Raw genomic sequence first — 12,952 nt, 5'->3', positions numbered from 1 at the left:
GTCGGTGGCCTGGTGCAGGTGCCCTGCATCGAGCGCAACGCCATCGCCTCGGTCAAGGCGATCAATGCCGCCCAGATGGCACTGCGGGGGGATGGAGAGCACTTCATCTCGCTGGACAAGGTGATCCGCACCATGCGCGATACCGGCCGCGACATGCAGGAAAAGTACAAGGAGACGTCCCGCGGCGGGCTGGCGGTCAATGCTATCGAGTGCTGAACGAGAAAGGCGCTTTCGTATCAAGCGACTATGCTGAATCCACGCGATGCCCTCTGCGGCATCGCGTTTTTGTTTGCAAGCTATTGAAGTCTTGGCGGTCTACGCCATTGGTCGAGTTCGACGTTTCAGGTGTTGCCCTGCGAGTATCTGTCCTCTAGCTTACGTTAACGTAAAGGTTAGAAAGTCCCCGGCTGGCACATCGCAGCCACTGCTTTCATGACAAAGACAACAAATCAGCACGTATCGCCAGCGGCGATCCAGAGAGGACGTCACATGACCCAGGAGTTCATACTGGAGACTCGCGGGTTGACCAAGCAGTTTCGCGGCTTCACCGCCGTGGACGATGTCAACCTGCAGGTCCGGGAAGGACATATCCACGCCTTGATCGGGCCCAATGGCGCCGGCAAGACGACCGTCTTCAACCTCCTCACCAAGTTCCTGCCGCCGACCCGCGGTGAGATTCTCTATCGCGACAAGTCGATCACCAAGATGAAGGCCAACGAGATCGCCCGGCTGGGCCTCGTGCGCTCCTTCCAGATCTCCGCCGTATTCGCTCATATGACGGCGCTGGAGAACGTTCGTGTGGCGCTGCAGCGGCCGATCGGCACCTCGTTCCACTTCTGGAAGTCCGAGCGCACCCTCGACCATCTCAACGATCGCGCCATGGACCTGCTCGAGCAAGTTGGGCTGGCTGAATATGCGGATGTCCTCACTGTGGAGATGCCCTATGGTCGCAAGCGGGCACTCGAGGTGGCGACCACAATGGCCCTGGAACCGACCCTGATGCTGCTCGATGAGCCCACCCAGGGGATGGGGGCCGAGGATGTCGATCGCATCGTTGAGCTGATTCGTCAGGTGGCCAAGGGCCGTACCATATTGATGGTGGAGCATAATCTCAGCGTGGTGAGTCGACTGTGTGACCGGATCACCGTGCTGGCCCGTGGCGCGGTACTGGCCGAGGGTGACTACAAGGCGGTTTCAGCAAACCCGCTGGTCAAGGAAGCCTACATGGGCACCGAGGTTGAGGAAGAGGAGGCCAGCGCATGAACCAGCTAGCCGAGCAGCCCGACAAGGTAGAGTACCGGGATCATGACGGTGCGAGATGCTTCGGATCAGCGACCTGCACGCCTTCTATGGCGAGTCGCATATCCTCCACGGGGTCGATTTCGACGTGAAGCGCGGTGAGCTGGTCACCCTTCTCGGTCGTAATGGTGCCGGGCGAAGCACCACCCTCAAGGCGATCATGAACATGGTCGGCCGGCGCACCGGCTCGATCATGATCAACGGTAACGAGACCCTCGACATGAAGCCACACCGCATCCCCCGGCTGGGTGTGGGCTACTGTCCGGAAGAGCGAGGCATCTTCGCCAGCCTGGATGTCGAGGAGAACCTTTTGCTGCCGCCCACGGTGCGTTCCGGCGGCATGAGTCTCGATGAAATCTACGAGATGTTTCCCAACCTCTACGAGCGTCGCCGTAGCCAGGGCACCCGGCTCTCCGGCGGTGAGCAGCAGATGCTGGCCATGGCGCGTATCTTGCGCACCGGCGCCCGCATGCTGCTTCTCGATGAAATCACCGAAGGCCTGGCGCCGGTCATCGTCCAGAAGCTGGGCGAGGTATTGGTCAAACTCAGGGACCGGGGCATGACCATCGTGCTGGTGGAGCAGAACTTCCGCTTCGCCGCACCGCTTGCCGATCGCCACTACGTGATGGAGCACGGGCGCATCATCGAGGAGATCTCGGCGGCCGAGCTGCCTTCGAAGCGGGATCACCTCCACTCCCTGCTGGGGGTCTGAGCGCCCCGCGCCCAGCCGCCAGCTTACTAAAACGATAAATTGCAACTTGCGTAACCAGAAACCGGAGCAGCGACGTCTGCAGCTGCAGCGTTCGCCACAACAACAAGCAGTCCCGATGGGACTACGGAGACGTAAATGACCTTCATGAAGAAGACTCTCGCCAGCAGTATCGCCATTGCCGCCGCCGCCGCACTGGCAGCAACCACCGCCCAGGCTGAAATCAGCGATGGTGAGGTCCGCATCGGCTACCTGGCCGACATGTCCGGCACCTATCGCGACCTGGCCGGACCGGGCGGCCTGGAGGCCCTGCGCATGGCCGTCGAAGACTTCGGTGGCAGCGTCAATGGTGCCCCGATTGAAGTCTTCAGTGCGGATGACCGCAACAGTGCCGACGTCGGTGCCAACACCGTCCGCGAGTGGGTCGATACGCGCAATGTCGACATGGTTGCCGGCATGGTCGCCTCATCGGTCACCATTGCGGTAACCAATGTGCTCAAGGAGAACGACAAGCTGGGCATCATTTCGGGATCCGCAGCGTCCAGCATCACCAACGAGCACTGTTCTGCCAACCATATCCACTGGGTCTACGATACCTATCCGCTGGCCAACGGTACGGCCAAGGCCATCGTCGACCAGGGTGGCGACACCTGGTTCATGCTGACTGCCGACTACGCCTTCGGTCACGCCCTGGAAGGTGACGTGACCCGGGTCGTGGAAGAGAGTGGCGGCGAAGTGGTCGGCGGTGTGCGCCACCCGTTCCCGACCGACGACTTCTCCTCCTATATCCTCCAGGCCCAGGGGTCCGGTGCCAAGATCATCGGCCTGGCCAACGCCGGTGCCGACACCGTCAATGCCATCAACACCGCCGCCCAGTTTGGTGTGGTCGAGGCCGGCCAGCAACTCGCCGGCTTGCTGGTGTTCTTGAATGACGTCCATGCCATGGGGTTGGAAACCACACAGGGCCTGCTGCTCACCACCGGCTGGTACTGGAACATGGATGACGAGGCACGCGAGTGGTCCGAGCGTTACTACGAGCGCATGAATCGCATGCCGACCATGGTCCAGGCGGGCATCTACTCCAGCACCATGCACTACCTGCAGGCGGTCGAGGCGACCGGAAGCGACGATACGGCCACCGTACGCGAGTACATGATGGAGCAGCCGATCAACGACTTCTTCGCTCGCAACGGTCGCCTGCGTGAGGATGGCCGCATGATCCACGACATGTACCTGGCCGAGGTGAAGTCACCGGCCGACTCGACCGGTGAGTGGGACCTCTACGAGATTCTTGCCACCATTCCTGCCGAAGAGGCCTATCGTCCGCTGTCCGAAAGTCAGTGTGACCTGGTCCAGAACTGAGCGGTGCAAGACACGGCGGCGGCCCCAGGCCGCCGCCCCTCTGACGGCGAGGAGAACCTAACATGACGATGATATTCGGGGTGCCGTTGGCGGTGTTCATGGGCCAGCTGCTGCTGGGCCTGATCAACGGTGCCTTCTATGCCCTGCTGAGCCTGGGCCTGGCGGTGATCTTCGGCCTGCTGAAGATCGTCAACTTCGCCCACGGGGCGATGTACATGCTGGGTGCCTTCGCCACCCTGCTGGGGATGCGCTACCTGGGGATCAACTACTGGGCGGCGCTGCTGTTGGCGCCGCTGGTGGTGGGCCTGTTCGGGATGGCGATCGAACGACTGCTGCTGCGCCGTATCGGCCACCTGGACCACCTCTACGGCCTGCTGCTGACCTTCGGCCTGGCGCTTATCTTCGAAGGCACGCTGGTCAATTTCTTCGGTGTGTCGGGTGCACGCTATCCGACCCCGGAAGCCCTGCAAGGTGGCTTTCAGCTGGGCTTCATGTTTCTGCCCGTCTATCGGGCCTGGGTGCTGCTGGCGGCGCTGGTCGTCTGCCTGGGTACCTGGTTCATCATCGAACGTACGCGTCTCGGTGCCTACTTGCGGGCCGGTACCGAGAACCCGGCGTTGATGCAGTCGTTCGGCGTCAACGTACCGCTGCTGATCACGCTCACCTATGGCTTCGGCGTGGCACTGGCCGCCTTTGCCGGCGTATTGGCGGCACCGCTCTACCCGGTCTCGCCCACCATGGGTTCCAACCTGCTGATCGTGGTCTTCGCCGTAGTGGTCATCGGGGGCATGGGCTCGATCCTGGGTGCCATTCTCACCGGCCTGGGCATGGGCCTGATCGAGGGCCTGACCAAGGTGTACTATCCCGAGGCAGCCAACACCGTGATCTTCCTGGTCATGATCCTGGTGTTGATGCTCAGACCCGCCGGACTCTTCGGCAAGGAGGCATGACATCATGGCCACGACTCAAACCCTGACCCCCGTCATGGAGCGTCAGCGTCGAGCCAACATGCGACGCAATGCCTTCTACCTGGCGCTCATCGTGGTGGGGCTGCTGGCACCCTTCGTCGCCTATCCGGTCTTCCTGATGAAGGTGCTGTGCTTTGCACTGTTTGCCTGCGCCTTCAACCTGCTGCTCGGCTACGCCGGCCTGCTCTCCTTCGGCCATGCCGCCTTCCTGGCAACGGGCGGGTATGTTACCGGCTACCTGCTCTCGAGCTATCCGGGGCTGACACCGGAACTGGGCATTCTCATCGGGACCGGTGCCGCGGTGCTGCTGGGGGTTGCCTTTGGCGCACTGGCGATCCGTCGGCAGGGCATCTACTTCGCCATGGTGACACTGGCGCTGGCGCAGCTGATGTTCTTCTTCTATATCCAGGCGCCCTTCACCGGCGGTGAAGACGGCCTTCACGGTGTGCCGCGGGGGCACCTGTTTGGCTTGATCAGCTACGTAGCAACCTGGCGATGTACTATTTCGTCTTCGCGGTCTTCCTGATCGGCTTTGCCATCGTGCAGCGCACCGTGCACTCGCCCTTCGGCCAGGTGCTCAAGGCGATTCGCGAGAACGAGCCGCGGGCGGTGTCGCTGGGCTACAACGTCGATGCCTACAAGCTGCTGGCCTTCGTGATCTCCGCCGGTCTTGCCGGCCTGGCCGGCTCCACCAAGACCATCGTCTTCCAGCTGGCCTCGCTGACCGACGCCCACTGGCACATGTCCGGTGAGGTCATCCTGATGACGCTTCTCGGCGGCGTGGGCACCTTGTTCGGTCCGATCGTCGGAGCGGGCCTGGTGGTCAGTCTGCAACATATGCTGGCGCAGTCGCCGCTGGGAAACTGGATCAACGTCATTCTGGGCCTGATCTTTGTCATCTGCGTGCTCAGCTTCCGGAGCGGTATCGTCGGTGAGATTACCAAGATGTATCGCAAGAACTTCAAGTGAAGGCCGTCGGTATGGCCACTTTGGGCGCCCCAGCATGGGGCGCCTTTTTTCATGAGATCATCCTGCTTGACGCCCAAGGAATCGACAGAGACGCTATCGGGGAGGCGAATGCCCCACAGGCTGATATGCTGGGGGAGGTCTCTGCAAGGTCGGAAGTGAGCCTTGCATCGAGACATTGTGTGCCGACGTCAGCCGTCGATTAAGGGAACCGAAGCAAGGAGATCGCCATGAAATCACGCGCCGCCATCGCCACGGCCGCCGGCAAGCCGCTGGAACTGGTCGAGATCGACGTCGAGGGACCAAGGGCCGGGGAGGTGCTGGTGCGCATCGCGGCCACCAGCGTCTGCCACACCGACGCCTTCACTCTCTCCGGCGCCGACCCGGAAGGCCTCTTCCCCTCGGTGCTGGGCCACGAGGGCGCCGGGGTCGTCGAGGAAGTCGGCCCCGGCGTCACCAGCGTCAAGCCCGGCGATCACGTCATTCCGCTCTATACCGCCGAGTGCGGACAGTGCAAGTTCTGTCTCTCCGGCAAGACCAACCTGTGCCAGGCTGTGCGAGCCACCCAGGGCCAGGGCCTGATGCCCGACGGCACCTCGCGCTTCTCGCTGGACGGCCAGCCGCTGCACCACTACATGGGTTGTTCCACCTTCAGTGAGTTCACCGTGCTGCCCGAGGTTTCCCTGGCGGTGGTGTCCAGGCAAGCGCCGCTGGACAAGATCTGCCTGCTCGGCTGTGGCGTGACCACCGGTATCGGCGCGGTGCTCAACACCGCCAAGGTGGAGCCGGGCTCCACCGTCGCCGTGTTTGGCCTCGGTGCCATCGGCCTGGCGGTGATCCAGGGCGCGCAGATGGCCAAGGCCAGCCGCATCATTGCCATCGACGTCAACCCGGACAAGTTCGAGCTGGCGCGCCAGTTCGGTGCCACCGATTTCGTCAATCCCAAGGACCACGCCGACCCGATACAGCAGGTGATCGTCGACCTGACCGATGGCGGGGTCGACTACTCCTTCGAGTGCATCGGCAACGTCAATGTGATGCGCCAGGCGCTGGAGTGCTGCCACAAGGGCTGGGGCGAGTCCGTGATCATCGGCGTGGCGGGCGCCGGCGAGGAAATCTCGACACGGCCGTTCCAACTGGTGACAGGGCGAGTGTGGCGCGGTTCGGCCTTCGGCGGGGTCAAGGGTCGCAGCGAACTGCCGGGCTACGTGGAGCGCTACATGAACGGCGAGATCAAGATCGATGAGTTCATCACCCATGACTTGCCGTTCGAGCAGATCAACGAAGCCTTTGATCTGCTGCACGCCGGCAAGAGCATCCGTACCGTGCTTCACTATTGAGACGACAGGCTGAGGAGCGACGCCCCATGACCATGACCGAAAAGCTCGAGCTGGTATCGGCCAACAAGAGTTTCGGTGGCTGGCACAAGCGCTACCGGCACCACTCGAGAGCGCTTGACTGCGAGATGGTATTTGCCATTTTTCTGCCGCCCCAGGCCGAGACCGAGCGGGTGCCGCTGCTCTGGTGGTTGTCGGGTCTGACCTGTACCGATGAGAATTTCATGCAGAAGGCAGGGGCTCACCGTGTGGCGGCAGAGCTGGGAGTCGCCATTCTCTGCCCGGACACCAGCCCTCGTGGTACCGACCTGCCGGGTGAGCACGATAGCTACGACCTCGGCTCCGGTGCCGGATTCTACGTCAATGCCTCCCGGGAGCCCTGGAAGAAGCATTATCGGATGTATGACTACGTCACCGAGGAGCTGCCCTCGGTGGCTCGGCAACACTTTCCGCTCAATGGCCGTGAGGCCATCAGTGGTCACTCCATGGGTGGTCACGGTGCCTTGATCATGGCCCTGCGCCGGCCCGGCCACTATCGCTCGGTCTCGGCGTTTGCACCGATCGCCAATCCCAGCCAGTGCCCCTGGGGGCGCAAGGCCTTCCACGAGTACCTGGGCGATGACCCCGGCAGCTGGACCCAGTACGATGCCTGCGAGCTGGTAGCCAAGGGGGCGTCGAGTCAACCGCTGTTCATCGACCAGGGGGAGGAGGACGATTTTCTTGACGAGCAGCTCAAGCCCGAGCGACTCGAGGCGGTTTGCCATGCACACGACCACCCACTGACGCTGCGTCGCCAGCCGGGGTATGATCACAGCTACTACTTCATCGCCAGCTTCATCGAGGACCACCTGCGCTATCATGCCGAGTATCTCTTCAAACGCTGATCAACGAACGCTGTCAGGCGTGGCATGATTCGTGCCATTTTCTTTCGTGTCCTGCGCTGGGCGGCCCTGGTCGGGGCCGCCTTCGTCGTGTTGTCGCTGGTGCTGGTGCTGATGATGCGCTACGTGCCGGCCTACGGCTCGATGGTGATGCTGGAGCGCAAGGTCGAGGCCTGGCTTTCCGGCGAATCGCTGCCGATCCAGCATCAGTGGCGCCCATGGGAGGAGCTCTCCGACCACGCCAAGCTGGCGGTGATCGCCGCCGAGGATCAACGCTTTCCCGATCACCGGGGCTTCGATGTCGCCGAGATGCGGCGTGCCTGGGAGGCGAGCCGCTCCGGCGCGCGCCTGCGAGGCGCCAGTACCATCAGCCAGCAGACTGCCAAGAACCTGTTCCTCTGGACCGGGCGAAGCTGGGCCCGCAAGGGGCTCGAGGCCTGGTTTACCCTGCTGATCGAAACGCTGTGGCCCAAGGAGCGAATCCTCGAGGTCTACCTCAATATCGCCGAGTGGGACAATGGTGTGTTCGGCCTCGAGGCCGCCGCACAACACTATTTCGGCGTTTCGGCCAGCCAGGTGAACGAAGTGCAGGCGAGCCGGCTGGCCGCGATACTGCCCAATCCCCGGGCTTGGGATGCGGCACGGCCGGGCCCACACACGGAGCGTCGCAGTCAGTGGATACGCCAGCAGATGCGCAACCTCGGTGGCCCGAGTTACCTGCAACGGCTGGCCGCCGACTGAGTCGATGATGGCGTCATGCCTGGCCGGCCGGCTTGTAGCGAACGGCCAGCACGACGCCGAAAATGGTGACGACCATGCCCACCAGCCCTATCAATGGCAGTCGCTCATCGAACAACCACCAGGCCTGCAGTGCCGTGACCGGTGGCACCAGGTAGAAGAGCTTGCCACCCGGGAGCTTCGCCGCGACGGATCAGCGCCATCAGCAGCAGTATCGCGCTGATCGAGAGCACCAGTACCAGCCAGGCCATGGTCAGGACGAAGGTGGGGGTCCAGTCGATGCTGCGCTCCTCGAACAGCAGGGCGCCGAGGCCCAGCAGGCAGCCTGCCGCCAGGTATTGCACTACGGTGCCCGAAAGCAAGGGCATGCCGGTACAGAAGCGCTTCTGGTACAGGGTGCCCAAGGTAATCCCCGCCAGCGCGGCCAGGATGCTGGCCAGGGCGCCCAGGCCGAAGCCTTGAAACAGCGCAGCCCCCGGGTCTAGCTTGCTGCCCAGCACCATCACGATACCGGCAAGCCCCAGCAGCAGACCGAGCCACTGAATCGCAGAAATTCTCTCGCCCAGCAGCGGGCTGGCCAGGGTGGCCGTCAGCAGTGGCTGCAGACCCACCAGTAGCGCGGCCAGGCCTGCCGGCATGCCCAGGTAGATCCCGTAGAAGACGCCGCCCAGGTAGGCGCCGTGCACCAGCATCCCGGAAACACCGATATGCCCCCATAGTCGGGCGCCTTGTGGCCAGCCGCCCTTGAACAGCTTGACCAGTGGCGCCAGCAGCATGAGGGTCAGCACGAAGCGCACGAACAGGAAGGTGAAGGGTTCGGCATGGGGCAGGCCGAACTTGGCGCCGATGAAGCCGGTACTCCAGAGGGCCACGAACAGTATCGGCATGCCTGCCAGCAGAACGGTATCGAGCCGGGAGTGGAGGGGAGCGCTCATTGACAGACAGCATCCTTGTTCGAATAAAGTAGGGACGATGGTAGGGACGATACTGTGTCCTGGGGCCGGGTAGAAGCTAGCAGAGTAAGTATTTCTGGCGCGAAGAATATTACGCTCCGTTACATGAAAGTTTTGAACCCATGCTTTCCCTTTGCGTCACAGTCCCACGTACCGCAAGACACCCACGCAATACGTTTGGAGGTATTTCATGCAACGGATGACTGCACTGTTCTCGGCCGCCCTGCTCACTGCCGGCCTCATGGCCGTTCAGGCACACGCTCAAGACACGGCGGGCGATCCTCAGCAGCAGCCGCAAGCCGCCGCCCCGGCACAAGACTTTTCTGACGACCAGCTTCAGCAGTTCGCCGATGCGTCTCAGGATATCGCCGTGATTTCCCAGGAGTACACCGAGCGCCTGCACGCCGCCGAGGATGAGCAGACTCAGCAGGAAGTGCGTATGGAAGCCAATGACAAGATGGTGGAAGTGGTCGAGGACAGCGGTCTCGACGTGGATACCTTCAACGCTATCGGTCACGCCATCCAGCAGGATCCCGAGCTGATGCAGCGTGTGCAGCAGATGGCCGAGCAGTCATGATTTGATGCCGCCATCGGCAGCGTGAAGACGAAAGGCCACCTCCGGGTGGCCTTTCTGCTATTCGCGAGTCGTATACGGCGCTTTACAGCCGGGCAGTGCCCTTACACACTGGTCGCAACTTTATCTTGTGCTGGTAGCGGGGTGACGCATGGAAGTGGAGCTACGGGAAATTCGTCAGCACATGAGTCGCTTTCCCCCTTTCGAGAGCCTCTCCGACGATCTGCTCGATGAATTGGCAGGCCAGGTGGCGGTGGGCTATTTCAAGGCGGGTAGCGATATCCTGGTGCTCGAGCAGGAGCTGCATGAGCTTTGCTATATCCGCAGCGGCGCCGTGGAGGTCTATCGTCGCAACGGCGATCTCTACAATCGCCTGGGTGAGGGGGACATCTTCGGCCACTTCAGCCTGCTGCGAAATCATCGGGTGCGCTTCCCGGCGCGGGCGCTGGAAGATACCCTGATCTACTTCATTCCCGAGCCGCTGTTTCATCGGCTCTGCGAGGCCGATGAGCATTTCGCCGACTTCGTGGAGCTGGGCCGGCCACGCATGGAGGCCGCGGTAGAGCAGCACAAGCAAGCCAATGACATGATGATCACCCGGGTTCGCAAGCTGCTGACGCGCTATCCGGTCATGATCGTGGCCACCACGACGGTACAGGAAGCGGCCCGTCAGATAGGGGGCGCCCAGGCCTCGGCGGCACTGGTACTGGACTCGCCGGATGACAACCCGCGCTACACCTTCACCGATAGCGAAGACCGACCCTGGATGGTCCGGGGCATCCTGACCGACAGTGACTTTCGCACGCGGGTCGTGGCGGAGGGCCTACCGCCTGACACCCCCGTCGGCGAACTGCTCGGCGAGCGGCTGATCACCATCCAGTCCGACGAATCGGTGCATGAGGCGATGCTGTGCATGCTGCGCAACAACATTCACCATTTGCCGGTGCTGCACCGTCGCCGACCGGTGGGTATCGTGCACCTCTCGGACATCATCCGCTACGAAACACACAGCAGCCTCTACCTGGTCAGCAATATCTTCAACCAGTCCAGCGCCGAGGGGTTGGCCAAGCTGGCCCCCGATGTACGTGCCGCCTTCGTGCGCATGGTGGAAGAGGGCGCCAATTCGCAGATGGTGGGCAGTGCCTTGTCGACCATCGGTCGCAGCTTCACCCGGCGTTTGCTGGAACTGGCCGAAGAGGAGTTGGGGCCGCCGCCGGTCCCCTACTGCTTCATGGTCAATGGCTCCATGGCACGCAACGAGCAGTCCATCGTCACCGACCAGGATCATGCCCTGGTGCTCTCCGACACCTTCGATGCCAAACGACACGACGCCTATTTTCTGGCCTTGGCCCAGCGGGTCAGCGATGGTCTCGATGCCTGTGGTTACACCTACTGCAAGGGGGATGTGATGGCCACCAACGCCAAGTGGCGCCAGCCCCTGTCGGTATGGAAACGCTACTTCAGCGACTGGATCGACAACCCCACCCCCGAGCGTCTGCTGCACAGCTCGATCTTCTTCGACCTGGATAGCAGCTTCGGTGAAGAGGCTTATGTCGAACAGCTTCAGGACCTGATAGCTCAGAAGGCCCCAAGGAGCCCACTGTTTCTGGCGGCCATGGCGCGAAACGCCTTGAACCGTACGCCGCCGCTGGGTTTCTTCCGCACCTTCGTGATGGAAAAGGATGGCAAGCAGAACAACTCGATCAACCTCAAGCGACGCGGTACGGCCCCCATGGTCGACCTGATCCGGGTGCATGCCCTGGCCTGTGGCTCACAGGCCCAGAACAGCTTCGAGCGCCTCGACGCCATCGGTAACACCCAGTTGCTGGCACCGGGGGCCGGCGAGAAGCTGCGATATGCGCTGGAGCTGATTGCCATGGCACGGATACGCCATCAGGTCATCGATATACAGCAGGACCGGGTGCCGGACAACAACATCGAGCCGGAGAACGTCGAGGATAGTGAGCGCCACAATCTCAAGGACGCCTTCCAGGTCCTGAGCAACGCACAGAAGTTCCTCAAGTATCGATACCCGATACCGGCCCGCACCGGCCGGTCTCGCTAGGCCATGCCTTCGTATCGTCTGATGCCACAGCGCTCGCTTCCCGACTGGCCGGGGTATCTTGCCGCGCGAGCCGGCGAGACCTCTCGCCCTGAACTTGCCCGCTACTTTGCCGCCGGCTGCCCGCCCCCTGAGATCCCCATCGGCGAGGTGCCCCTGGTGGCGCTGGACATGGAGACCACCGGGCTCGATGCGCGTCGCCACGATATCGTCAGTATTGGCCTGGTGCCATTCACCCTCGGGCGAATTCACTGGCTGAACGTCGCTATTGGCTGGTGCGACCAACCCGCCCGCTGTCCAGCGAGTCGATCACCTTCCATCACATCACCCATTCGGAAATCGCCGAGGCGCCGGACCTGGCGGCGGTGCTGCCCGACCTGCTCGAAGCCATGGCCGGCCGCCTTGCGGTAGTGCACTTCCGGCATATCGAGCGGCCGTTCCTGGATGAGGCGGCCAAGTCGCGGCTGGGTGAGGGGCTGCGCTTTCCCGTCATCGACACCATGTCTCTGGAAGCGCGACGACACCGGCTCTCGCTCTGGGCACGCTTTCGCCGCTGGATGCGCCGGCCACCGGTATCGATACGCCTGGGCGACAGCCGGGCGCGCTATGGCCTGCCCGCGTACCAGGCCATCATGCGCTGCTCGATGCCCTGGCCACGGCCGAGTTGTTCCAGGCCCAGATCGCCACTCACTATCGACCCCGGGTAGCGGTTAGCGAGCTGTGGAGCTAGCCGCCTCGGCTGTAGCGCATGAGTTGGCCATGGACATGTGCGGTATTCCAGGGTTCAGGATCGAGTCGATGAGTCCAGAATGGTCACTATCGTCCGTTAGTTGGTCGGCTACCATTCGGGGCTGGCAAGCGAGGTAGCGCCGACATGATCTCCCCACAGAGCGAGCCTGAAGAGCCGGGGCTCCTTGGTGTTGCAGGCCATATCCAGCCCTGCGGCTGGCTGCTTGTGCTCGACGCGGACGCCGACACCGTGCTCAGGGCCAGTGCCAACCTGACCGAGCTGACATCCCTGCCCATGACGGAGGTATTGAACGCGTCGCTAGCCCAGTTGCTGGGTCGGCGGCTGGCAAGGACCTGAAGCGAGATATCCGGGG

General features: G+C 62.6%; 11 protein-coding genes and 3 pseudogenes. 13 read left to right on the top strand and 1 reads right to left on the bottom strand.

All coding sequences use genetic code 11. The features are described 5' to 3' along the window. The 9 genes and pseudogenes from Q427_RS21090 to mtgA form a co-directional block, all read left to right on the top strand. A partial coding sequence (locus Q427_RS21090; protein ID WP_043517075.1) for an L-serine ammonia-lyase, iron-sulfur-dependent, subunit alpha occupies window positions 1-216 on the top strand: 216 nt, incomplete at its 5' end. A 273-nt stretch (window positions 217-489) separates the two neighbouring features. After that, window positions 490-1,263 carry an ABC transporter ATP-binding protein gene (locus tag Q427_RS21085; protein WP_043517073.1) on the top strand — a complete coding sequence of 258 codons (774 nt, stop codon included), beginning with the start codon at window positions 490-492 and terminating at the stop codon, window positions 1,261-1,263. Window positions 1,264-1,318: 55 nt separating this feature from the next. After that, window positions 1,319-2,011: an ABC transporter ATP-binding protein gene (locus tag Q427_RS21080; RefSeq protein WP_043517072.1), complete on the top strand. Its 693-nt coding sequence runs from the start codon at window positions 1,319-1,321 to the stop codon at window positions 2,009-2,011. A 135-nt stretch (window positions 2,012-2,146) separates the two neighbouring features. Next, window positions 2,147-3,370, top strand: a complete 1,224-nt coding sequence (locus Q427_RS21075) for an ABC transporter substrate-binding protein (RefSeq protein ID WP_043517071.1) — start codon at window positions 2,147-2,149, stop codon at window positions 3,368-3,370. Window positions 3,371-3,432: 62 nt separating this feature from the next. Continuing rightward, window positions 3,433-4,320: a branched-chain amino acid ABC transporter permease gene (locus Q427_RS21070; protein WP_043517070.1), complete on the top strand. Its 888-nt coding sequence runs from the start codon at window positions 3,433-3,435 to the stop codon at window positions 4,318-4,320. A gap of 58 nt (window positions 4,321-4,378) precedes the next feature. Beyond that, window positions 4,379-5,307: pseudogene (locus tag Q427_RS21065) on the top strand (branched-chain amino acid ABC transporter permease). Between the two features lie 227 nt (window positions 5,308-5,534). Then, on the top strand, window positions 5,535-6,644 hold the full coding sequence (locus Q427_RS21055; RefSeq protein ID WP_043517068.1) for an S-(hydroxymethyl)glutathione dehydrogenase/class III alcohol dehydrogenase: 1,110 nt from the start codon (window positions 5,535-5,537) through the stop codon (window positions 6,642-6,644). A 26-nt stretch (window positions 6,645-6,670) separates the two neighbouring features. Further along, a complete protein-coding gene (fghA, locus tag Q427_RS21050; RefSeq protein WP_043517067.1) occupies window positions 6,671-7,525 on the top strand; it encodes an S-formylglutathione hydrolase in 855 nt (284 codons plus the stop codon). A gap of 24 nt (window positions 7,526-7,549) precedes the next feature. Next, entirely contained in the window at window positions 7,550-8,263 is a 714-nt protein-coding gene (gene mtgA, locus Q427_RS21045) for a monofunctional biosynthetic peptidoglycan transglycosylase (RefSeq protein ID WP_043517066.1), read from the top strand. Between the two features lie 13 nt (window positions 8,264-8,276). On the opposite strand, the pseudogene Q427_RS21040 reads toward mtgA, so the two are convergent. Then, window positions 8,277-9,195, bottom strand: a pseudogene (locus Q427_RS21040) (DMT family transporter). 208 nt (window positions 9,196-9,403) lie between these two features. On the opposite strand from Q427_RS21040, the gene Q427_RS21035 reads away from it, so the two are divergent. From Q427_RS21035 to Q427_RS21020, 4 genes and pseudogenes are all read left to right on the top strand, one after another. After that, the gene (locus Q427_RS21035; RefSeq protein WP_043517065.1) at window positions 9,404-9,790 is read left to right on the top strand and encodes a DUF4168 domain-containing protein; all 387 of its coding nucleotides are present in this window, start codon (window positions 9,404-9,406) and stop codon (window positions 9,788-9,790) included. Between the two features lie 148 nt (window positions 9,791-9,938). Then, window positions 9,939-11,852, top strand: coding sequence for a DUF294 nucleotidyltransferase-like domain-containing protein (locus Q427_RS21030; protein WP_043517064.1), 1,914 nt, complete (start codon window positions 9,939-9,941; stop codon window positions 11,850-11,852). A gap of 3 nt (window positions 11,853-11,855) precedes the next feature. Next, window positions 11,856-12,579: pseudogene (locus Q427_RS21025) on the top strand (3'-5' exonuclease). Between the two features lie 144 nt (window positions 12,580-12,723). Next, on the top strand, window positions 12,724-12,936 hold the full coding sequence (locus Q427_RS21020; RefSeq protein ID WP_043517063.1) for a hypothetical protein: 213 nt from the start codon (window positions 12,724-12,726) through the stop codon (window positions 12,934-12,936). Window positions 12,937-12,952 lie beyond the last annotated feature (16 nt).

This window comes from Halomonas sp. BC04, from assembly GCF_000568385.1.
Note: the sequence above shows the minus strand (reverse complement) of the source record. Positions and strands in the feature narration are given on the sequence as shown.